At 63.7% G+C, this 20,453-nt stretch carries 19 protein-coding genes, 1 tRNA gene and 1 pseudogene; 13 read left to right on the forward strand and 8 right to left on the reverse strand.

What is annotated here, in order from left to right:
• Positions 1 to 133: 133 nt before the first annotated feature.
• Positions 134 to 742 (forward strand): annotated as a pseudogene (locus H3309_RS17245) (MlaA family lipoprotein); the annotation flags it as partial.
• A gap of 106 nt (positions 743 to 848) precedes the next feature.
• Here the strand turns inward: H3309_RS17245 and H3309_RS07825 are convergent.
• On the reverse strand, positions 849 to 2,129 hold the full coding sequence (locus H3309_RS07825) for an NADH:flavin oxidoreductase/NADH oxidase family protein (protein WP_182298197.1): 1,281 nt from the start codon (positions 2,127 to 2,129) through the stop codon (positions 849 to 851).
• A gap of 81 nt (positions 2,130 to 2,210) precedes the next feature.
• Here H3309_RS07825 and H3309_RS07830 point away from each other — a divergent pair, with 81 nt between their 5' ends.
• The gene (locus H3309_RS07830; protein WP_182298198.1) at positions 2,211 to 2,366 is read left to right on the forward strand and encodes a hypothetical protein; all 156 of its coding nucleotides are present in this window, start codon (positions 2,211 to 2,213) and stop codon (positions 2,364 to 2,366) included.
• Positions 2,367 to 2,390: 24 nt separating this feature from the next.
• Here the strand turns inward: H3309_RS07830 and H3309_RS07835 are convergent, their stop codons facing one another.
• Positions 2,391 to 3,104 (reverse strand): SDR family NAD(P)-dependent oxidoreductase, encoded by a 714-nt coding sequence (locus H3309_RS07835; protein ID WP_182298199.1) that lies wholly within the window; start codon positions 3,102 to 3,104, stop codon positions 2,391 to 2,393.
• A 106-nt stretch (positions 3,105 to 3,210) separates the two neighbouring features.
• Between H3309_RS07835 and H3309_RS07840 the strand changes: the two genes are divergently transcribed.
• Positions 3,211 to 3,702, forward strand: a complete 492-nt coding sequence (locus H3309_RS07840; protein ID WP_182298200.1) for a hypothetical protein — start codon at positions 3,211 to 3,213, stop codon at positions 3,700 to 3,702.
• Between the two features lie 57 nt (positions 3,703 to 3,759).
• Entirely contained in the window at positions 3,760 to 4,941 is a 1,182-nt protein-coding gene (locus tag H3309_RS07845) for a vWA domain-containing protein (protein WP_182298201.1), read from the forward strand.
• 3 nt (positions 4,942 to 4,944) lie between these two features.
• On the opposite strand, the gene ypfJ is transcribed toward H3309_RS07845, so the two are convergent.
• Positions 4,945 to 5,874: a KPN_02809 family neutral zinc metallopeptidase gene (ypfJ, locus tag H3309_RS07850; RefSeq protein WP_182298202.1), complete on the reverse strand. Its 930-nt coding sequence runs from the start codon at positions 5,872 to 5,874 to the stop codon at positions 4,945 to 4,947.
• Between the two features lie 96 nt (positions 5,875 to 5,970).
• On the opposite strand from ypfJ, the gene H3309_RS07855 reads away from it, so the two are divergent.
• Together H3309_RS07855 and H3309_RS07860 are read left to right on the forward strand one after the other, a co-directional pair.
• Positions 5,971 to 7,101, forward strand: coding sequence for a PQQ-dependent sugar dehydrogenase (locus tag H3309_RS07855; RefSeq protein WP_182298203.1), 1,131 nt, complete (start codon positions 5,971 to 5,973; stop codon positions 7,099 to 7,101).
• 43 nt (positions 7,102 to 7,144) lie between these two features.
• Positions 7,145 to 7,219, forward strand: a tRNA-Val gene (locus H3309_RS07860).
• 25 nt (positions 7,220 to 7,244) lie between these two features.
• Here the strand turns inward: H3309_RS07860 and clpX are convergent.
• Both clpX and H3309_RS07870 read right to left on the reverse strand, forming a co-directional pair.
• The gene (gene clpX, locus H3309_RS07865; protein WP_182298204.1) at positions 7,245 to 8,495 is read right to left on the reverse strand and encodes an ATP-dependent Clp protease ATP-binding subunit ClpX; all 1,251 of its coding nucleotides are present in this window, start codon (positions 8,493 to 8,495) and stop codon (positions 7,245 to 7,247) included.
• Positions 8,496 to 8,689: 194 nt separating this feature from the next.
• Positions 8,690 to 9,238: a hypothetical protein gene (locus H3309_RS07870; RefSeq protein WP_182298205.1), complete on the reverse strand. Its 549-nt coding sequence runs from the start codon at positions 9,236 to 9,238 to the stop codon at positions 8,690 to 8,692.
• 277 nt (positions 9,239 to 9,515) lie between these two features.
• Between H3309_RS07870 and H3309_RS07875 the strand changes: the two genes are divergently transcribed.
• Positions 9,516 to 11,252 (forward strand): AAA family ATPase, encoded by a 1,737-nt coding sequence (locus H3309_RS07875; protein WP_182298206.1) that lies wholly within the window; start codon positions 9,516 to 9,518, stop codon positions 11,250 to 11,252.
• Here the strand turns inward: H3309_RS07875 and H3309_RS07880 are convergent.
• Both H3309_RS07880 and H3309_RS07885 read right to left on the reverse strand, forming a co-directional pair.
• On the reverse strand, positions 11,249 to 12,298 hold the full coding sequence (locus H3309_RS07880; protein ID WP_182298207.1) for a hypothetical protein: 1,050 nt from the start codon (positions 12,296 to 12,298) through the stop codon (positions 11,249 to 11,251). The two genes, H3309_RS07875 and H3309_RS07880, sit on opposite strands and share 4 nt — an antisense overlap.
• A gap of 489 nt (positions 12,299 to 12,787) precedes the next feature.
• The gene (locus H3309_RS07885) at positions 12,788 to 13,471 is read right to left on the reverse strand and encodes an ATP-dependent Clp protease proteolytic subunit (RefSeq protein WP_182298208.1); all 684 of its coding nucleotides are present in this window, start codon (positions 13,469 to 13,471) and stop codon (positions 12,788 to 12,790) included.
• Positions 13,472 to 13,718: 247 nt separating this feature from the next.
• On the opposite strand from H3309_RS07885, the gene H3309_RS07890 reads away from it, so the two are divergent.
• From H3309_RS07890 to H3309_RS07900, 3 genes are all read left to right on the forward strand, one after another.
• Entirely contained in the window at positions 13,719 to 14,435 is a 717-nt protein-coding gene (locus H3309_RS07890) for a sigma-70 family RNA polymerase sigma factor (RefSeq protein ID WP_243453881.1), read from the forward strand.
• Between the two features lie 221 nt (positions 14,436 to 14,656).
• Positions 14,657 to 15,478, forward strand: a complete 822-nt coding sequence (locus H3309_RS07895; protein WP_182298210.1) for an ATP-grasp domain-containing protein — start codon at positions 14,657 to 14,659, stop codon at positions 15,476 to 15,478.
• The gene (locus H3309_RS07900) at positions 15,478 to 16,140 is read left to right on the forward strand and encodes an RluA family pseudouridine synthase (protein ID WP_182298211.1); all 663 of its coding nucleotides are present in this window, start codon (positions 15,478 to 15,480) and stop codon (positions 16,138 to 16,140) included. Before H3309_RS07895 ends, H3309_RS07900 begins: the two co-directional genes overlap by 1 nt.
• Here H3309_RS07900 and flgM read toward each other — a convergent pair.
• Positions 16,100 to 16,297 carry a flagellar biosynthesis anti-sigma factor FlgM gene (flgM, locus tag H3309_RS07905; protein WP_182298212.1) on the reverse strand — a complete coding sequence of 66 codons (198 nt, stop codon included), beginning with the start codon at positions 16,295 to 16,297 and terminating at the stop codon, positions 16,100 to 16,102. The two genes, H3309_RS07900 and flgM, sit on opposite strands and share 41 nt — an antisense overlap.
• 71 nt (positions 16,298 to 16,368) lie before the next feature.
• On the opposite strand from flgM, the gene uvrC reads away from it, so the two are divergent.
• From uvrC to H3309_RS07920, 3 genes are all read left to right on the forward strand, one after another.
• Positions 16,369 to 18,300 carry an excinuclease ABC subunit UvrC gene (uvrC, locus tag H3309_RS07910; RefSeq protein ID WP_182298214.1) on the forward strand — a complete coding sequence of 644 codons (1,932 nt, stop codon included), beginning with the start codon at positions 16,369 to 16,371 and terminating at the stop codon, positions 18,298 to 18,300.
• 119 nt (positions 18,301 to 18,419) lie between these two features.
• Positions 18,420 to 19,520: a PEPxxWA-CTERM sorting domain-containing protein gene (locus tag H3309_RS17250; protein ID WP_182298216.1), complete on the forward strand. Its 1,101-nt coding sequence runs from the start codon at positions 18,420 to 18,422 to the stop codon at positions 19,518 to 19,520.
• A 100-nt stretch (positions 19,521 to 19,620) separates the two neighbouring features.
• Complete coding sequence (locus H3309_RS07920; protein WP_182298218.1) at positions 19,621 to 20,322, forward strand: glutathione S-transferase family protein; 702 nt, start codon at positions 19,621 to 19,623, stop codon at positions 20,320 to 20,322.
• The last annotated feature ends 131 nt before the right edge of the window (positions 20,323 to 20,453 follow it).

Raw genomic sequence — 20,453 nt, forward strand, 5'->3', positions numbered from 1 at the left:
TTTCAAGACTTAAACAAGTCTTTATATCAAGTCAATGCAAGCGGCATGCCTGTCCTTGGCTTGCATCGTCCGGCGCATCGGCTTAGCGGGAGGGAAGAGGTTCGCGATGCGTCTGTTTCTGTTTGTTCCGCTGATGTTGCTGACCGCCTGTGCCAGTACCCCGTCCCAAAGCCCCCGCTTCACCAAAGCCGCCGATCTCACCTATGCCGCTACGGATCCGTGGGAGAACACCAACCGCTCGATCTATCGCTTCAACAGCGAATTCGATCGCATTCTCGGTCGCCCGGTCGTCAAAGTCTATCGCGCCGTCATTCCCGGCGCGGCCCGCCGCGGCATCAGCGGATTCTACAGCAACGCCGGCGAGCCCACCAATGCCGCCAATTCCATCGCACAGGGCAAGATCAAGAGCGCGTTTCGCGCCCTTGACCGGCTGCTGATCAACACTGTCCTTGGCGTTGGCGGTTTGGCGGATCATGCCACCGACATGGGTCTGCCGGAAGAAAAACATGATTTCGGCCAGACGCTCACGGTGTGGGGCGTGGGTTCCGGACCCTATCTGGTCATTCCCTTCCTGGGACCAAGCACCGTGCGTGACGGCTTCGGCTTTGGAGTCGATTTCTTCGCCGATCCGTCTGACCTGGCTGCCAACGCCTTGCTCAGCCGGCAGGAACGCTGGTTCAAACTGGGAATCCGCATCGTCAACATCCGTAACCGGCTGGAGGACAGTGGCGGCGGGAGCCTGCTGCGGGGCAGTGCCGACGAATATGCGACCGTCCGCTCCGCCTGGCTGCAACTGCGGACACGCGAACTCTACGACGGAAGCCCGCCCCAGATCGACGATGAGGAACTCAGCGAACCAGCGCCGTCGCCATCGCCGTCTCCCGTGCCTGATAACGGCCCAGCGCCCGCCACACCGGCAACGAGTGATCCGGCGCCTCCCCCGCCGCCAGCCGCAGCAGCTGCAGACAAAACCACGCCTGCACCCCAAAACCATTGAGCATCTTGATAAGCGGGAATGGCGAACGCGCGGACAGCCAGCCCGGGCCAAGCCGCAGCGTCGACTCCGGGGACGGCAGCATTGCCTGCGGATCGGCCAAAAGGCGGTTGGGGCCGGAAGGATCGACACACAGCGGCCTTGCAACACCCACCAGGTCGCAAGCCTGGTCAGCGAGCGCCGCCGTCATGCCGGCAGCACTGCGGAAACCGCCGGTCACCATCAGAGGGGTGGCAACCGCCGCCCTCAGTCGCGTTGCTTCCTGCAGAAAATATGCCTCCCGTCGCGCCGAACGTGCCTCGCCCGGCGTCAGGCCATCGGAATCCATCATTCGGGGCTGCTCGTAATTCCCACCGCTGACTTCCAGGAAATCGATGCCTTCCACTTCCAGCCAACGGGCGACCTGAGTGGATTCCTCGATGCCGAAACCACCGCGTTGGAAATCCGCGCTGTTCAGCTTCACCGCGACCCCGAAATCCCGTCCGGTCGCGGAGCGTACGGCGCGAACGACCTCCAGCAGGAAACGCGCGCGGTTCTCCAGCGACCCGCCCCACTCGTCGGTGCGGACATTGGCGAGGGGCGACAGAAAACCGGACAGCAGATAGCCATGCGCCGCATGGAGCTGCACGCCGGCAAAGCCCGCTTCGCGCGCCTCGGCTGCCGCGGTTGCGAAGCGCCCGACCAGTTCGGCGATCTCCGCCCCGGTCAGCGCTTCCGGCGTGCCGAACTGCTTGCCCGGCAATGCCACGGGGACCGCACTTGCCGCCTTCGGGCGGGGATTCACCGTGATCGGCGTTTGCCGACCGGCATGGCTGAGCTGCATCCACAAACTGCATCCATTCACGCTGCCGGCTGCCGCCCAGTCCCGCAGCCGTCCGCGTGCCTCCCGATCCTGCGCGCCGGCGATGGCGACATTGCCCGGCCGTTCCAGATGGGCACGGTCGACCTGCACATTCCCGGTGATCGCCAGGCCAAGACCCCCCTCGGCCCAGCGACGATAGAGTCTGGCGTGGTCCGCCGTCGCCCGGTTGGACGCATCGGCCAGGCCCTCTGTCATGGCCGATTTTGCAATGCGATTGGTCAGCACGGTTCCGCAGGCCAGCGACAAGCTGCTCGACAAGACCGTCACCGCCACATCCCCTTTTCGTCGGCTGCGCCGGCATGTAACACCGGCGTCGGGCAACAGGGCAATCGCGACTTGTGAGAGGCATGACAGATGAAGCCGTGGATCATCATGCTGCTGCTGTTGACCGCTTGCGGCGACAGAGAGCGCGGACCGAATGCCGACACGGCCACAACCGAGGCGGGCAACAAGGCCGCCGTGGATGATGTGGAGGCCGCGACGCGCGATGCCTTGGTCAGCACCCGCTGATGAGGAAAATGGTCTCGTTGCGTCTTATCGCAACATCAACCCCCCATCGATGCTGATGCTCTGGCCCGTAATGTAGCTTGCCGCGCTCGAGGCGAGGAACATGACCGGCCCGGCGATTTCTGCGGGCTCGCCCCAGCGCCGCATGGGAACCGCCTTCAGCAGTCGTCCTTCATAACCGGCGTCGACCCGCATGCCGCTGGTCATCCGGGTGCGGATGAAGCCTGGCGCCACCAGATTGACCCGAATGCCGTCCGGCGCCCATTTGTCGGCAAGCGCGCGGGTCAGCCCCAAAAGACCGGCCTTCGACGCGGTGTAGGCCGGCGTTTCCCGCAACGCCAGAAAGCTCGACAGCGACCCCATGTTGACGATGCACCCCCGCTTCGCCTTCAATCCAGGGTGGCAGGCAAGGCTGAGCGCCATCACGGCGTTGAGGTTGACGTCGATGACCGCCCGGAAGCCTGCATCCGAATATTCATCCGCCCGCCCGGTGCCGGCATTGTTCACCAGCACGTCGAGCGGACCGGCGGCCTGGGCCACCCTGTCTCCCGTGCCGCCCTCTGAAAAATCAGCACGGACATAATCAAAGCCGGACAGATCCTCCTCATAATCACCGGCGGAGGCGCGCGTGCCGGTCATGGTGACGCGGGCTCCGGCCGCTGCGAAGGCGCGCGCACAGGCCAGCCCGATGCCCTGGCTGCCGCCGGTCACGAGCACCGACTTGCCTTCAAATTCGCCCATGCCCTGATCCCTTCAACAGACTTGCCGTCCCGGTGCTGACGCGGCATGCTCTTCAAAGCCCTCTGAGGGGATGGGCCGCCACTCCTATCAATGACAGGAACCGTCGATGAAACTGCTCTTCCCCCTCGCTGCCCTCCTGCTGTTTGCCGGTTGCGAAAAGTCGGACACCGGCCATTCCAGCGTCACCGTCGACGCCAAGGACGGACTGCGCATCAATGCCAGCGAGAATGGCAAGACGGTCGCGGTGGCGATCGCGGGCGACACTGCGGAATCAAGCATGAAGGTTGCTGTCGACCTGCCGGCAGTGGCGCCTGCCTATCCTGGCGCCACGGTCACCAAGACGGAGACCGAAGCCAAGGACGGCAAGATGAAGACCGAACTGACGATGATCACCTCCGACCCGCCGGCAAAGGTCGCTGCTTTCTATGACGGTCGTTTCAAGGCGGCCGGCATCACGCCGATGGTCAGTGCGACGACGGATGACGAGATCGCCCGCGTCGTCATCGCCAACAAAGGCAGGACGAGTGTGGCGCTGGGGATCGAAGCCAGGGACGGCAGCACCCGGATCAAGCTGGCACATACGACGAAAGCAGGCTGAGCGCCCTCCCCGCCTTGCCAGTTTTCCCCATGGCCGCTTCAGCCTAGGGTCTGCCTCATGTTTCTTGATTTCTTCGATGCGCTGCGCAGCGCCCGGCTTCCTGTCTCGCTGAAAGAGCATCTGATGCTGCTGGAGGCGTTGAAGGCCGACATCATCGAGCGGCGCATCGATGACTTCTACTACCTCTCACGCAGCGTCTATGTGAAGGACGAAGCGCATCTCGACCGCTTCGATCAGGTGTTCGCCAAGACCTTCAAGGGCATCGAAACCACCCTGGAAACCGGCGCGGCCGAGATTCCGGAAGAGTGGCTGCGGAAGGTCGCCGAACTCTATCTTTCCCAAGAGGAAATGGAAAAGATCAAATCCCTCGGCAGTTGGGAAGAGATCATGGAGACGCTGAAGAAGCGCCTGGAAGAGCAGGAAAAGCGGCATCAGGGCGGCAACAAGTGGATCGGCACCGGCGGCACCAGTCCGTTTGGCGCGCATGGGTACAATCCCGAAGGCATCCGCATTGGCCAGGACGAAGGCCGGCATGGCCGGGCGATCAAGGTGTGGGACAAGCGCGATTTCAAGAATCTGGATTCGGAACGCGAACTGGGCACGCGCAACATCAAGGTCGCGCTGCGGCGGCTGCGGCGCTTCGCCCGCGAAGGCGCGGCGGAAGAGCTGGACCTGGACGCGACGATCAAGGGCACCGCGAAAAAGGCCTATCTCGACATCGTCATGCGCCCGGAACGGCACAACGCCGTGAAGCTGCTGCTGCTGTTCGACGTCGGCGGCAGCATGGACCCCTATATCAAGCTGTGCGAGGAGCTGTTTTCAGCGGCGCGCACCGAATTCAAGCATATGGAGTTCTTTTACTTTCACAATTGCGTTTATGAGGCGATGTGGAAAGACAACAAGCGGCGCTGGTCCGAACGCACCCCGACCAGCGAGATCATGCACAAATTTCCCCACGACTATAAGATCATCTTCGTCGGCGATGCCTCGATGAGCCCCTATGAGATCAACTATCCGGGCGGCAGCGTCGAGCATTGGAATGAGGAATCGGGCGAGGTGTGGATGCGGCGCATCCTGGATGTCTATCACAGCGCCGTCTGGCTGAACCCGATACCGGAACAGCATTGGACGCACGGGCAATCACTGCAGATGATGCGCGGCATCATGAACAACCGCATGTATCCGCTGACACTCGACGGTCTCGACAAGGCGATGCGGGAACTGACCCGCACGCACTGAGCGTTACAGCCTGGCGGCGCTGAAGGTGTCGCAGCTATCCATATTGCCCGACTGGAAGCCGCGCGTCAGCCAGGCGACACGCTGTTCGCTGCTGCCGTGGGTGAAGCTGTCGGGCCGTACGGTGCCGGTCGCCTGGCGTTGCAGCGTGTCGTCACCGATGGCTTCTGCGGCGCGCACGCCTTCGGCGAAATCGCCTTCGTCCAGCAGGCTGCGGTTGCGGCTGGCCCAGACGCCGGCGAGGCAATCCGCCTGCAGCTCCATCTTGACCTGGAGCGCGTTGCCGGCCGTCTCGCTGGCCCGCGCCTGCGCCTTTCGCACCTGCTCGTTGATGCCCAGCACCGTCTGGATATGGTGGCCGACCTCATGCGCAATCACGTAAGCGGCGGCGAAATCGCCGGGCGCGCCGAAGCGCTGGCCCAGCTCATCGAAGAAGCTGGTGTCGAGATAGACCTTGCGGTCACCGGGGCAATAGAAGGGGCCGGTGGCGCTGCTGGCGGAGCCGCAGGCCGAACTGATCCGCCCGGAGAACAGCACCAGTTTCGGCGCGGGATAGCGCTGGCCGCGCTCCTGAAAGATGGTGCTCCAGGTGTCCTCGGTGCTGCCCAGCACCTGCGCCACGAACCGGTCCGTGCCGCTGGTCAGGGACGCCGCCGCCGGTGCCCCCGGCGGCGGCGTGGACTGGACGGGCGATGGCACGCCCTGCCCGCCGCCACCGCCAAGACCGCCCATCACCAGGTAGAGGATGCCGAGCACCACCACCCCGCCGATGCCGAATTTTGACAGGATGAGCGGCAGCAGCATGCCGATCAGTCCGCCACCACCCCCGCGACCGCCGAAACCGCCGAGTTGCTGGTCGCCGCTGCCCAGACCAAACCCCCCCTCGCCGCGGCGGTCTTCGATGTTGCTGCTTTCGCGTTGTCCGTCGAGGCGCATGGCTGATCTCCTGTCCCTACCCTACTGCAACACGCCAGCCGTGCAAATGTGCCGCCCTGGGGTTGACCGGTGCCCCGGCGCAACCACATTGCGGCAATGAAACATCTTATTGCAGCCCTCGCCCTTGTCGTTGCCGCGCCCGCGGCGTGCCGCGATTTCGATCCTGATGACCCGCATGCCGAGGCCGGCGTCCAGCGCAGTGTCTGGGTGCAGGGGCTGGAGCATCCCTGGGCACTGGCCTTCCTGCCCGATGGCCGGGCGCTGGTGACGGAGCGGCCCGGGCGGCTGCGGCTGATCCGTGCCGACGGAACGCTCGATCCGACGCCCATTGCCGGCCTGCCACCCGTTCTGGCGCATGGCCAGGGCGGGCTGATGGATGTGAGCCTGCATCCCGATTTCGCCCGCAACGGGCTCGTTTACCTGACGCTGAGCGCCGGGACGCCGGATGCCAACCAGACGCAACTGGTGCGGGGACGGCTGGATGGCACGCAGTTGCGTAATGTGACGGTGCTGCTGTCCAATGCCGCCAAGCGCGGCGGGCAGCATTTCGGCAGCCGGTTGAGCTGGATGGCGGATGGCACCTTGCTGATGAGCGTGGGCGATGGCGGCAATCCGCCGGTGCGGCTGGGCGATGACTTCATCCGCAAGCAGGCGCAGAATCCCGCGGCCCTGTTCGGGAAGGTGTTGCGCCTGACCGCCGATGGCAAGGCGACGGGCGGCAGCAAGGCCGGCGATGCCCGCGTCTGGACCCTGGGTCACCGCAACATCCAGGGGCTGGTTCGGGACGACAGGACCGGCTTCATCTGGGCCACGGAGCATGGGGCGCGGGGCGGCGATGAGCTGAACCTGCTGAAGGCCGGCAGCAACTATGGCTGGCCGCTGGTGACGCACAGCAAGGAATATTGGGGACCGGAGATCAGCAAGGAACGCAGCCGGCCGGGCATGGCCGACCCGGCGCTGGTGTGGCAGCGGGCGATCGCGCCGTCGGGACTGGCGGTGTATCGGGGTCAGGCGTTCAAGGGGTGGGACGGCAATATCCTTGCCGGCGGCCTGCTGAGCCAGGACGTGCGGCGAATAGTGGTGAATGGCCAGGGCGTTGTCACCGGCCAGACGCGGATCGGGATCAATGCCCGGGTGCGGGATGTGCGGGTCGGGCCGGACGGGTTGATCTATGTGCTGACCGACGAGGCGGCCGGGCGGATCATTCGACTGTCGCCCGCCGGCTGAGGCTTGCATCGCCCGGCATGCTTCGCTAGGGGACGGCTCCCGTGGACGCGTAGCTCAGTGGTAGAGCACTGTGTTGACATCGCAGGGGTCGCAAGTTCAATCCTTGCCGCGTCCACCACTTTCCCAATTCCAGTGTCGTCCCGTCAGGCTGCCTTGTCGATCGGCGCGATGCGGACGGGGGGTTTCTTGCCGTGGACGACGTCGCCGTCGACGATGACGGACTGGATGTCGTCCGTGCCCGGCAGTTCGAACATGGTGTCGAGCAGGATCGCCTCCATGATGGAACGAAGCCCGCGGGCGCCGGTCTTGCGTTCGATGGCGCGCTTGGCGATGGCGGAGAGGGCGTCGCCCTCGAAGGTCAGTTTCACGCCCTCGAGCTGGAACAGGCTGGCATATTGCTTGGCCAGCGCATTCTTCGGCTCGGTAAGGATCTTGATCAGCGCCGGCTCGTCGAGGTCCTCCAGCGTGGCGATGACGGGGAGGCGGCCGATGAATTCGGGGATCAGGCCGAACTTCAGCAGGTCCTCGGGCTCGCACTGGCGCAGCAGGTCACCGACGCGGCGTTCATCGGGCGCGGCGACATGGGCGCCGAAGCCGATGGACTTGCCCTGCAGCCGGTCGCCGATGATGCGGTCGAGGCCGCTGAAGGCGCCGCCGCAGATGAAGAGGATGTTGGTGGTATCGACCTGCAGGAACTCCTGCTGCGGATGCTTGCGGCCACCCTGGGGCGGGACGCTGGCGGTGGTGCCTTCCATGATCTTCAGGAGCGCCTGCTGGACGCCCTCCCCCGAGACATCGCGGGTGATCGAGGGGTTGTCCGCCTTGCGGCTGATCTTGTCGATCTCGTCGATGTAGACGATGCCGCGCTGGGCGCGTTCGACATTGTAGTCGCTGGCCTGCAGCAGTTTCAGGATGATGTTCTCGACGTCTTCGCCGACATAGCCGGCCTCGGTCAGGGTCGTCGCGTCGGCGACGGTGAAGGGGACGTCGAAGGTCTTGGCCAGCGTCTGGGCGAGCAGGGTCTTGCCGCAGCCGGTGGGGCCGACGAGCAGGATGTTGGACTTGGCGAGCTCGACCTCGGCACCCTTGCCGCCGTGGGCGAGGCGCTTGTAATGGTTGTGGACCGCCACCGAGAGCACGCGCTTGGCATGCGACTGGCCGATGACGTAATCGTCGAGCACCTTGCAGATTTCGCGGGGGGTGGGGACGCCGTCCTTGGTCTTGACCAGGGCGCCCTTGGTTTCCTCCCGGATGATGTCGTTGCAGAGGTCGACGCATTCATCGCAGATGAAGACGGTGGGGCCGGCGATGAGCTTTTTGACCTCGTGCTGGCTCTTGCCGCAGAAGCTGCAATACAGGATGTTCTTGCCGTCGGTGCTGCTGACTTTGGTCATTCCGGTCCTCTTGTCCGGTATAACCTAGCGATGCGGCCGGGCAAATGAAAGCCGGGAGGGCGCGTCTTTTCGTCATCGGAGCGTCATGAGCGGAAAATATGGCGTTTTGCCAGTAGGTTATGTGAATGTATCAAGATTGAAATCTTGACGAATTTGCGATTTTTGTTCTTTTTTCCAACAGGCGGGCGGCCTGTTCAGTCGATTGCCGAGGATGGCGGACGCGGGGTGGCGCCGGGACCGGCGGGGTCGTTGGTGTGCCGGATGAGTTTCATGAGCAGGGTGTTGTCGGGTTTGCGCCAGTGGCCGATGATGGTGCCGTTGCGCATGATGGGGCGGTCGGTGCCGTGGACCGCGCGGGTCAGGGCAAGGTCGACCAAGTGGCAATGTTGGAGGGCAACGGCAGCGTCCCACCCTTGCGCGAACCCTTTGGCGCGGGGATCGGCGCGGAGCAGGAAGGCGCTGGCGCGGGACCGGCCGACGGTGGCGCAGGCCTCTGCGACGCTGCCGCAGCCGGCGAGTTTGTGCAGGAAGCGGGCCTGGGTTTTGCGGTCCCAGCCGTTCCGGCGATGGCGCGGCGCCCAATCGATGGCGCGTTCCCATTCGGCGAGGTCGGGATAGATGTCGGTTGCGGCCTCGGGGAGGCCGGGGTCGATTTTTGGGCGGGCCTTTTCCTTTGCGGCGTTGCAGCGGCGCTGTTTGGCGGCGTCCGGGGGGCAGACGGAAGGGCGGTGGTTTGTAGGCATGGTCAGTACATACCATAATGGTTCTGATTTGTCAAGATGGAGAGGATGAGAGATTCGCGCAAAAGTGATAGCCTAGCCGCAAGTTCAAGAGAAAAAAAGAGATACTTTACAATATCTTAGGAATGCGATAGGACGTTGCGAACAGTCGAAGTTTGTTGTCCGCGAAGACCGATCGCTACGCTTGTAGGCCTGCCGGCGGATTACACGAAGCCCATCGTTGAGTTACAATTATAAGCTAGGCGTTTGTTCTTGACCGCCGCGCCGTTAAGATTGCAACATGCTATTCTCGCCAACTACTTCTTACGAACTGCGACCATCTGTGGAATATAATTGTGTAGTTAGAAAAACGCCAAGCGACCCGCAGGCTCTGACCCTAGGCCCACCGCGCCAGCAGGTCAAGGCTCAGATCGGCTCGTCTGTTTTCGCCTTAGAGATCGAGATCGAAAACATAAGCCTCAGACTTCGAGAGACAATGGTTATTGCTGGCCCAAACGGCGTCGGAAAGTCCGCGCTTTTAAGCGAGATTGCCCGCGGCATAGGCAATGGCCAGTCAGAGATAGTGGAGACGTTTTTCGGTAGCCGGCAGATTCAATTCCAAAATGAAGAAGTAGATCAGGTAGGCCAGAATCTGAAGCATTTCCAATTGCAGCTTAACTCGAATGTCACTCGTTACCGCCACCCCTGGGGTGAGCAGCACCTGAAATCGGTCGTCAGGCGCGTGCTGAACCAGGACAGTCAGACGAACAGCGATATGATTGATCAGATGGAGAAGGGCGCCACTCCCCAATCCGTACTCGGAAACAAAATGCGGACGATCAAAGCGATCAACGCAGCTTTTGCGTCGGCGCGCCTACCCGTGCAATTTTGTTTGGAAGATGGAGGTTTACGCGCACGCCGCGGGCAGGCTACTTATAACATCGACCGCTTGTCCGACGGCGAGCGCGCCGCACTGCTGGTGGCAGGCGCTGTCCTCATCCGGCCCAAGGACAGCTTCATCGTCATCGACGAGCCGGAGCGTCACCTTAATCCCGCAATTTCTGGTCCGCTTTTGTCAGCGCTGGTTCGCGTGCGACCCGATCTCGGCTTCATCTTTTCGACGCATGACCTCAATCTGTTGAGCTGGCTTCAGCCTCAAACGATCATCCATCTTCGCAACTCCGACCTGATCACAGAAAATCCTGAGCAACGACGATACGATTATAGCGTTCTTACCCATACAGACGATGTGCCCGACGCACTCAAATTTGCTATATTAGGCACTCGGAAATCGCTATTGCTTGTAGAAGGTACGGCGACCTCCGAAGACCAAGCACTGTACGGCCATCTCTACCCAGATTGGAGTATTGTCGCCAACGGAAGTTGTGAAGCGGTAGTTTCACATGTGAAAGCGATTAGTAAGCATAGGGATTACCATTGGTTGCGGGTCGCCGGGCTTATAGACGGGGACGGCCGCAGCTCTGATGAGACGCAAATGCTAGCGGCGGAAAACATCTACACTCTACCCGTCCCCACAATTGAAAACCTATTCCTACACCCCATCGTGCTCGCCCAGATGACGGATGGAGCGCATGAATGGTTCGGCGGCCCGACCGGTCCTGAGCGGATCGCGGCCATCGAAGCCGCGCTATTCAACATCATAGACCGGGCAAAAGACGACATCATTGCGCGACGAGTAGTTTGGATGGCACAGCATGTTGCTGCTAAAAATATGGTTTCGGTCAGAGATGTGAGAAAAGGCTTGGCGACCCAAGTTCCAGCTGTTGATCTTATAACACTTCGCAAACAAGCTGAAACCGAATTTGGCCACGCAGTTAGCGCGGGACCAATGATTTCTACACTTCAGGTATTGCCTATCAAGGCTACAGCAGTTCCCAGCCATGTCGTCACTAGTCTAGGTTTTAAAAGCTTCAACGACTACAAAACGGCTGTTCTTAGACAAATAGAGACTGAATCACCAAGGGGCAAGGTGATTAAGGCCGCGCTTCAGTCGATTGCCCCTCAAGTCCATTCCTAGTTGGACCGAAAAATGACCAGGTGCTTTGAATTTATTTGAACTGTCCAGGTTCGTCCTGCCTGACTGGCGGTTACGGCAATACCTACGGGGCATGGGCACCAGCCTGTCTGTTGCAGAATGATCGTTGTGCCGGTTTCAACGACATGGCTCATCAATTCAGTCCGGCTGAATTGCTCTCGCGTTCGCGTCAACCCGAATAGCAGGTGTTGAGGTGTCAATTCTGAAACGCTGGCGCTCGTGACATGTTCTGAAAGATCAGAGCGTACCACAGTAACAACCGACCCTTCCGGTTGGCAAGCTTGATCAAATCGCTGAAACTGAATTTGGTTGCCGCGTCGGTGTGCGTCCAACGTCCAAGCGACCAGAAATCCCAAGTCCGTAGTCGGTCTAACTATCAGTTGGTGCGGACGAACGTGCGTGTTGTCGAGGATCGTTGACGGAAGCAGCAACGAGAAGTCTTTGATCGGCGTTAGGTCAGAGGCGAAGCGACGCCCTTCGATGCGGTAGCGCGGTATATGCATGTACCGGTCTGCTTCTCCAGTTGTGACGCGTACGATGTCGCCGTTATCGAGAACCCCTACTCCGGCATCCCAAGCCTCGGCGGTCACGGCTGTGATGTAAGTGCGCGCAACCTTTGGTAGGTGAACAATCAGCTTTTTGGTTAAAGACACGCCTAGCGCACCATCTGCCAGCGGGAATGCCGACACTCCGATGCCCTCGCTGCGCTCAATTGGCCGAAAAGGCGAAAGAGTGCGGTCGTGGTTTAAGACACACGCTTCCACCAACCGTCGACGTGTCCGCACCACTCCGAAATCGCCATTACCGAGTGGCGTAATTGCGATACCGCTTGTACTCATCCCCAAATTCCAGATATCAAACTCCTGATTAGGTCCGAGCATTGCAATCATAAGATCTTGACTACGAGGGCGACTTTCCAACCAGCCAATCACCAGAGTGTCATTGGCATCGCATGCAAGGACAAGGCTTTCGTGACAATACTCGCCTTGGAGGAAAATACTTGCAGTATTTGAAAATAATAGAGACACCTTTTCTCTCCGTAAGGCGTAGCATCATTGGCTAGCGGTTGGCAGCTCTAAAGTGTCCTTATTTTTGTCCGATTGCATCGGAAAAAATATTCGTACAGGGCGGGGTGGTGGGGGCGTTGGCGCGGCGGGTGTCACCCCTCCGGCGCTTCGCGCCACCTCCCCTTGCAGGGGAGGATCGGGTGGGGCCGGACAGATCGTGTCGCTTATTGCGGAAGATGCGTCGCGTGCACATGGGAAGGGGGAGCCGGGCAGCTGGCTTCGCGGTTTGCGCACAGTTGCGCACCCACCCCCGCTCCGCTTTTGCGGAGTCGCCCCTCCCGCTGTCTGCTTCGCAGCGCGGGAGGGGTGTTTTTGAATGTTCCCTCGTCATCCTTGGCTCGGCGATGGGCGGCCCTTACCCCGCTCGAGTCCGCTTTGCGGCTCGAGTCGCCCTGTCCCAAACAACCCCATGAACAAGGTCATGGGGACTCCGGACAGGCGGGAGAGGGGTTAGGCGGCGCGGAGTTCGCTTTCCGTGGGGAAGGGGCGTTTTTCGTAGATTTCGTCGATGAGGCCGAAATCCTTGGCTTCGTCGGGCGACATGAACTTGTCGCGTTCCATGGCGTTTTCGATCACTTCCAGCGGCTTGCCGGTGTATTTGGCGTAAAGGCTGTTCATGTGGGCGCGGATGCGGATGATCTCGCGGGCCTGAATCTCGATGTCGGTGGCCTGGCCCTGGGCGCCGCCGCTGGGCTGGTGCACCATGATGCGGGCGTTGGCGAGGCTGGCGCGCATGCCGGGCTCGCCGGCGGCGAGCAGGAAGCTGCCCATCGAGGCGGCCTGGCCGACGCAGACGGTGCCGACCTTCGGGCGGATGAACTTCATGGTATCATGGATCGCCATGCCGGCGGTGATCACGCCGCCGGGCGAGTTGATGTACATGAAGATGTCCTTCTTGGGGTTCTCGGCCTCCAGGAAGAGCAGCTGGGCGACGATGAGGGAGGCCATGCCGTCCTCCACCTGGCCCGTCACGAAGATCAGGCGTTCGCGCAGCAGGCGGGAGAAGATGTCGAAGCTGCGTTCGCCGCGGGAGCTTTGTTCGATGACGATGGGCACCAGACCGGCGGACGGATCGGTACCGAGGGTGGCGTGGAGGGCGGCGGCCGGGTCGGCGAGGAAATGATCGCGGTTCATGAGAGGAAGGTCGGCCTTTCGTGCGGGTTCGTCAAGAGGTCAGGGTTGCTGACGAAATCGATTGCAGCAACGCAGTAACGTGTGAAGGTTCCGAAACTTTAATACAATATTGAAACCGAAACGGAGCCAGTTTCGCTGGCGCCGTCCAGTAACCTTTTGGCAAGGGGGCGGCGCGCACCGGAAGGGGGTGTGCAGGCCGGGGTCTTGCGACGATCACAGGGGCTATGTGATGGATGCTCGTTTGGGAATGGATCTGGCGCTGTACGGGCCGAAGCGGCTGGCGGTCGTGGAGCCGGAGCGGCTCGTGCGCAACCATATGGGGCTGGTGCGGAAGATCGCCTGGCATGTGCACGGGCGGGTTTCGACCGCGATCGAGGTTGAGGAGCTGGTGCAGATCGGCATGATCGCGCTGATCGAATCCGCGCGGAATTTCGAGGACCGGGGGCATGCGGCCTTCGCCACCTATGCCACCGTGCGGATCCGGGGCGCGATGGTGGACGCTCTGCGCAAGCAGGCGACGCTGAACCGCGGGGCGATGCGCAAGCGGCGCGCGCTGGTGGCGGCACGGGAATCGCTGATGGCGCGGCTGGGGCGGGCGCCGGGCGAGGCGGAGCTGGCGGCGGAGATGGGGCTGGGCGTGGACGCGCTGCGGGCGGTGGAGAGCGCGACCGTGGCGCCGCAGGGGGCGAGCCTGGACGAGGTCTATTCCGACAGCAGCATGCATTTCGCGAGTGACGACCCGGACGCCTTCGCGATGCTGGCGGATGGCGCGATGCGGCGCGACCTGGCGGCGGCGATCGCCGAGCTGCCGGAGCGGGAGGCGATGGTGCTGCAGCTGTATTTCGTGGAGGAAATGAACCTGGAGGAGATCGGCGCGGTGCTGGACGTGGGCGCGGCGCGGGTGTGCCAGATCAAGAAGGCGGCGCTGGACAAGGTGCGCCGGACGCTGGCGGCCTGGGCCTGAGAAACCGTGCGATAAATCGTCCAGGCCGGGCTGCGAACGTCGATTCTCTGTGCTCCGGTGCTCACGTGCCTTGAGCACGCTGTGCTCCGGTGCTCGACAATCAACGTTCTGTCCTTCGTTCGCCTTCGGCCCCGCCACAGCCTGAACAATTTCTCACACGGTTTCTCCGGCCGGACGGCGTTGGGCTTTTGCCGGGGCGGCTACGGCGCTATCGCCGTTGCATGACGGTGATTTTGGTGACGGCGCGGGTGTTGCCGCATGATGATGACGAGGCGGGGCTGTTGCTGGCGGCGCTGCGGGCGCGGGGGGTGGCGTGCCGGGTGGCGGCGTGGGACGATGGCGCCGCGCGGTGGGACGATGCGGCGCTGATCCTGCTGAAATCGCCGTGGAACTATGCCGATGCCCTGACGGACTTCATGGCCTGGGGGCGGGGGTTGCAGGCGCCGGTGCTGAACCCCTGGGCGCTGGTCGAGTGGAATGTGCACAAGCGCTATCTGGCGGGGATGGCGGGCGCGGTGCCGACGCGGGTGGTGGCTCGGGGCGAGGCGGCGGCGCTGCGCGCGGCGGATGGGGATGCCGCGGGGCGGGTGGTGGTGAAGCCGGCGGTGGGCGCGGGGGCGCGCGGGGCGATGCTGGGGCGCTGGGACGACCCCGCGGTGGTGGCGCATCTGGCGGCGCTGTTGCAGCGCGGCGATGCGCTGGTGCAGCCCTTCGTGGCCGACGTGGCGGCGGGCGAGGTGTCGCTCCTCTATTTCGACGGGGTGTTTTCACATGCGGTGCGCAAGGTGCCCGCGGATGGGGATTATCGCGTGCAGGTGCAATATGGCGGGGTGGTGGAGCGGCATGCGCCCTCCCCCGCCGAGCTGGCGCTGGGCGCGGCGGCGCTGGCGGCCTGCCCGCTGGCACCGCTCTATGCGCGGGTGGACATGGTGGGCGCGACGCCGCTGCTGATGGAGCTGGAGGTGATCGAGCCGGAGCTGTTCCTGTTCGAGGATGAGGGGGCGGCGGAGCGGCTGGCGGATGCGATCGTGCGGCGGCTTTGATGCTGCACGTGCTGCATCGCGATGCCAACTGCCTGGTGATCGACAAGCCGGCGGGGCGGGCGGTGCATCCGGGGCCGCGGACGCCGGACAGCCTGGAGGATGATCTGCCCGACCTGGCGGAAGGCGGGCGGTTCGTGCCGGCGCCGGTGCATCGGCTGGACCGCGATACCAGCGGCTGCCTGTTGCTGGCACGGCGGCGGGCGGCGCTGATCGCGTTCAATGCGCTGTGGGCGGCGCGGGGGGTGGAAAAAACCTATTGGGCGGTGGTGACGGGCAAGGTGGGGGGCGAGGCCGGGGTGGTGGATGCGGCGCTGGCGAAGATCTCCAGCGCGGCGCGCGGCTGGCGGATGGTGGTGCGCGGCGACGGCAAGGCGGCGCGCACGGGCTGGCGGGTGCTGGCGCGGGGCGACGGTGCCGCGCTGGTGGAATTCCGGCCGGAGACGGGCCGGACGCACCAGATCCGGGTGCACGCCGGGCTGTTGGGCGAAGGCTGCGCGGTGGCGGGCGATCCCGTCTATGGCGACGGCGTGGGCGGGATGGCGCTGCACGCGCGCGGGTTGGGGGTGCCGGCGCTGCTGGGGGAAGCGGCGTTCATGGTGACGGCGGAACCGCCCGAGGGGTTCAGGGCGCAGATGGCGCGGTTTGCCCTGACCAGCGGATGAGCGCGTCGGCGATGGCATCGGGATCGATGCGGTACTGGCCACTGGCGATGGCGGCCTTGACGCGGGCAACCTTGGCCTCGTCGATGGGCGGGGTGATGGCGAGTTCGCGGGCGAGCTGGGCGATTTCGTCGTTCAATGGTGGTTCTCGTTCGGTCATCCTGCCCCCCTTTGACGGCAGCGCCGCCCCCGCCTTGCCCCGCGACCCGCGCCTGCATAGATGATCTACAAATGGCGAGCCGTCCTGACAACCCGCATGGCCATGACCGTTTCATGGAGGAAGGCGCCACCTTCGCGGTGCGGGGCAAGGAGGTGCCCGACCTGGAGCGCGGGGTGGAGGCGATCCGCAACACGCTGAAGACGCTGGGGCGCGGACCGGGCGTTTATCGCATGGTCGATGCCGGCGACCATGTGCTGTATGTGGGCAAGGCGAAATCGCTGCGGGCGCGGGTGACCAATTACACGCAGGTGAGCCGGCTGCCGCGCCGGTTGCAGCGGATGGTGGCGCAGACGCGCGGCATGACGATCGTGACCACCAACAGCGAGGCGGAGGCGCTGCTGCTGGAGGCGCAGCTGATCAAGCGCTTCCGGCCGCCGTACAATGTGCTGCTGCGCGACGACAAGAGCTTCCCCTTCATCGTGCTGCGGGAGGATCATGACTTCGCCCGGATCGGCAAGCATCGCGGCGCGCGCGCGGCCAAGGCGCTGTATTACGGGCCGTTCGCCAGCGCCGGCAGCGTCAACATGACGCTGAACGCGTTGCAGAAGATTTTCCTGCTGCGGAGTTGCAGCGACAGTTATTTCGCCAACCGCGACCGGCCCTGCCTGCTATACCAGATTAAGCGCTGCTCGGCGCCGTGCGTCGGGCGGGTCACGCCGGAGGGTTATGGCGAGCTGGTGGCCGATGCGAAGGCCTTCCTGAGCGGCCGCAGCGTGGGGGTACAGAAGAAGCTGGGCGCGGCGATGCAGGCGGCGGCGGAGGCGCGGGATTATGAGCTGGCCGCGGTCTACCGTGACCGGCTGAAGGCGCTGACCTTCATCCAGGGCACGCAGGGCATCAATGCCGAGGATGAGCGGCTGGATGCCGACGTGTTCGCGCTGGCGGCCAAGGAAGGCTGCCTGTGCATCCAGGCCTTCTTCATTCGGGGCGGGCAGAATTGGGGGCACCGCGCCTTCTTCCCGGCGCATGTCAGCGACGTGCCGGAGGAGGAGGTGCTGATGAGCTTCCTCGCCCAGCTGTATGAGGAGATGGCGCCGCCGGCGCAGCTGCTGCTCGACCGCGCGCTTCCCGAAGCGGCGCTGCTGGAGGAGGCATTGTCCGCCCGCGCCGGGCATCGGGTGGCGGTGAAGCATCCGCAGCGCGGCAGCCTGACGCGGCTGACGGCGCAGGCCGCGCGCAACGCGGTGGAGGCGCTCGACCGGCGGCTGATGGAGGGCAACACGCAGGCGAAGCATCTGCGCGGGCTGGCCGAGCTGTTCGGGCTGGAGGAGGCGCCGGGCCGGATCGAAATCTATGACAACAGCCATATCATGGGGACCAACGCGCTGGGGGCGATGGTGGTCGCCGGACCGGAGGGCTTCCGCAAGGGCCAGTATCGCAAGTTCAACATGAAGGCGGCGGATGTGACGCCCGGTGATGATTTCGGCATGATGAAGGCGATGCTGCGGCGGCGCTTCGCGCGGCTGGAGGCGGAGGACCCGGGGCGCGAGGCCGGGGAGTGGCCCGACCTGCTGCTGATCGACGGCGGCAAGGGCCAGGTGAGCGCGGTGGTGGCGGCGCTGGCGGAAGCAGGCATCGAGGATGTGCCGATCGTCGGCGTGGCGAAAGGGCCGGACCGCAACGCCGGGCGGGAGACATTCCACCTGCCGGACGGGCGGGAGATCAGCCTGCCCCCCAATGATCCGCTGCTGTTCTTCATCCAGCGGCTGCGCGACGAGGCGCATCGCTTTGCCATCGGGGCGCATCGCGACAAGCGATCGAAGGCGCTGGGGGTGAGCACGCTGGACGAGGTGCCCGGCATCGGGCCTGCAAGGAAGAAGGCGCTGCTGATGCATTTCGGCACGGCGCGGGCGGTGAAGGCGGCGGCGCTGGAGGATCTGTTGAAGGCGCCGGGGATCAACCGGGCGACGGCGGAGGCGGTGTGGGGGCATTTTCACCCCTGAAAAGCGGGGGGCGTGCGACGAAATGTGAACGATGCTTCATGAAACCCCTTGCGGAAAACGCAGCGTTTGAGGCAGGTTGCCGGCGGGCAAAATCCCAAGGGTCACAGGGAGCATTGTGCATGACATATCAGATTTCGAAGGGCCTGGTCGGGGCCGTGCTGTTGGCGGGTGCGTCGACGGCGTCTGCCGGCATTGCCAGCGGTGGCCATTGGCAGGCGGTGAACGACATCGTCGGCCAGACCTCCACGGCGACGGTCGCCGGTGGTGGCAACCCGCTCTACATCCCGCCGAAACCGCAATACAGCGGCTCGGTCGGCATCCTGATGGATTATGGCGCCGATGGCGCGTTCGTCTGCTCCGGCAGCCTGGTGAACAACAATGCCGTGGTGACGGCGGCGCATTGCGTCAGCGACGGCACGGCGGCGCGCCCCCTGTCCACGACGGTGTTCTTCTACGGCGGGCAGGATGATCCGGCGCTCTATGCCAACGGTTCGCCGGCGACCCGTATCGCGGTGAGCAGCATCCGGGTGAACAGCGCCTACACCGGCGAGGTGATCGATGAGAATGACATCGCCATCCTGCGGCTGGCGACCGACGCGCCGGGCTTCGCGCCGCGCATCGGCCTGTCGTCGCTGACCGACCTGACCGGCGTGGAGCATATCATCGCCGGCTATGGCGTCCGTTCGGACACCGGCGGCTCGATCGGCTCCAACCTGGGTACCGGCCGGCTGCGCTATGCCGGCAACCGCTGGGACTTCCGCTTCGGCGATGCCGATTTCAACGGCTACTGGAATGGGGCCTTCGGTTCGGCCTCGGTGGACAATGTCTGGATCTCCGACTTCGACAATGGCACGGCGTTCCGCGACGGCTCGTGCAATGTCGGCATCTTCGAGGGCTTCAGCGATCCGGTGTTCAGCAGCGCCAAATATTGCAACACCGGCATCGGCGCCTTCGAAGGCATCGGCGGCGGCGGTGATTCGGGCGCCGGCTATTTCGTGGACGGCAAGCTGGCGGCGGTTCACAGCTTCGCGCTGTGGTATCGCAGCGACGAATCGCAGAACCGTTTCGGCCAGCTGAAGGGTGCGGTGTCCATCTATAACCATCTGGATTTCATCACCAGCAACATTCCCGAGCCGGCCACCTGGGCGATGATGATCATCGGCTTTGGCATGGTGGGCGGCGCGGCCCGCCGCTCGGCAAGGATGGCGAAGGCGGCCTGAAGCCTTTCGTCAGGACGATGCGAAGGCCGCCCGGTTTCCGATGGGAACCGGGCGGTTTTCCGTTTATGGGCAGGCCGATGGTGCTGGAGGATGCGTGGGAATGATCAGGCTGTACACGGCGGCGACGCCCAACGGGTACAAGGTGTCGGTGGCGCTGGAGGAAATGGCGCTGCCCTATGAGGTGCATCGCATCGACCTTTCCAAAGGCGAGCAGAAGCAGGACTGGTTCCTGAAAATCTGCCCCAACGGGCGCATCCCGGCGATCGAGGATGATGGCTTCGCGGTGTTCGAGAGCGGCGCGATCCTGGTTTACCTGGCGGAGAAGACGGGCCTGTTCCTGCCGACCGATGCAAAGGGGCGCAGCCGGGTGATGCAGTGGCTGATGTTCCAGATGGGCGGCGTGGGGCCGATGATGGGACAGGCGAACGTGTTCTTCCGCTATTTCCCGGAGAAGATCCAGCCGGCGATCGACCGCTATCAGGGCGAGGTGAAGCGGCTGTTCGGCGTGCTCGACCGGCAGCTGGCGGACCATGAGTATCTGGCCGGCGATTATTCCATCGCCGACATGGCGACCTGGTGCTGGACTCGCACGGCGAGCTGGTCGGGCGTGGAATCGGCGCCGTTCGTGCACCTGTCGCGCTGGCATGCGGCGATCGCGGCGCGGCCGGCGGCGCAGCGGGGCATCGAGGTGCCGGATGATGCCGGTGCGATGCGCAAGGCCTTGAGCAACACCGACGAGGAGGCCAACCGGAAATTCGCCGAGGAAGCGCGGAAGATCGTGGAGATGGGCAAGCGGGACTGACCTGCGCTGACAGTGCATATGTCATAAGTTATTGTTATGGCTTGAAAATGTAACATTTCTGGCATCTGATGGTCATCGCGATGTCGCCGATCTTTCATGCTGCATCGCCACAAGACCGCATCAACTTTGAT

The organism is Sandaracinobacteroides saxicola (assembly GCF_014117445.1).
Lineage (GTDB): Bacteria > Pseudomonadota > Alphaproteobacteria > Sphingomonadales > Sphingomonadaceae > Sandaracinobacteroides_A > Sandaracinobacteroides_A saxicola.

What these genes read in the sequence shown, in the direction of transcription:
- H3309_RS07875 (WP_182298206.1), top strand. Translation starts at nt 9,516, where the DNA reads ATGCTATTCTCGCCAACTACTTCTTACGAACTGCGACCATCTGTGGAA.
- clpX (WP_182298204.1), bottom strand. Translation starts at nt 8,495, where the DNA reads ATGACCAAAGTCAGCAGCACCGACGGCAAGAACATCCTGTATTGCAGC.
- H3309_RS07895 (WP_182298210.1), top strand. Translation starts at nt 14,657, where the DNA reads ATGACGGTGATTTTGGTGACGGCGCGGGTGTTGCCGCATGATGATGAC.
- uvrC (WP_182298214.1), top strand. Translation starts at nt 16,369, where the DNA reads ATGGCGAGCCGTCCTGACAACCCGCATGGCCATGACCGTTTCATGGAG.
- ypfJ (WP_182298202.1), bottom strand. Translation starts at nt 5,874, where the DNA reads ATGCGCCTCGACGGACAACGCGAAAGCAGCAACATCGAAGACCGCCGC.
- H3309_RS17250 (WP_182298216.1), top strand. Translation starts at nt 18,420, where the DNA reads ATGACATATCAGATTTCGAAGGGCCTGGTCGGGGCCGTGCTGTTGGCG.
- H3309_RS07885 (WP_182298208.1), bottom strand. Translation starts at nt 13,471, where the DNA reads ATGAACCGCGATCATTTCCTCGCCGACCCGGCCGCCGCCCTCCACGCC.
- H3309_RS07830 (WP_182298198.1), top strand. Translation starts at nt 2,211, where the DNA reads ATGAAGCCGTGGATCATCATGCTGCTGCTGTTGACCGCTTGCGGCGAC.
- H3309_RS07840 (WP_182298200.1), top strand. Translation starts at nt 3,211, where the DNA reads ATGAAACTGCTCTTCCCCCTCGCTGCCCTCCTGCTGTTTGCCGGTTGC.
- H3309_RS07900 (WP_182298211.1), top strand. Translation starts at nt 15,478, where the DNA reads ATGCTGCACGTGCTGCATCGCGATGCCAACTGCCTGGTGATCGACAAG.
- flgM (WP_182298212.1), bottom strand. Translation starts at nt 16,297, where the DNA reads ATGACCGAACGAGAACCACCATTGAACGACGAAATCGCCCAGCTCGCC.
- H3309_RS07855 (WP_182298203.1), top strand. Translation starts at nt 5,971, where the DNA reads ATGAAACATCTTATTGCAGCCCTCGCCCTTGTCGTTGCCGCGCCCGCG.
- H3309_RS07920 (WP_182298218.1), top strand. Translation starts at nt 19,621, where the DNA reads ATGATCAGGCTGTACACGGCGGCGACGCCCAACGGGTACAAGGTGTCG.
- H3309_RS07870 (WP_182298205.1), bottom strand. Translation starts at nt 9,238, where the DNA reads ATGCCTACAAACCACCGCCCTTCCGTCTGCCCCCCGGACGCCGCCAAA.
- H3309_RS07890 (WP_243453881.1), top strand. Translation starts at nt 13,719, where the DNA reads ATGGATCTGGCGCTGTACGGGCCGAAGCGGCTGGCGGTCGTGGAGCCG.
- H3309_RS07835 (WP_182298199.1), bottom strand. Translation starts at nt 3,104, where the DNA reads ATGGGCGAATTTGAAGGCAAGTCGGTGCTCGTGACCGGCGGCAGCCAG.
- H3309_RS07845 (WP_182298201.1), top strand. Translation starts at nt 3,760, where the DNA reads ATGTTTCTTGATTTCTTCGATGCGCTGCGCAGCGCCCGGCTTCCTGTC.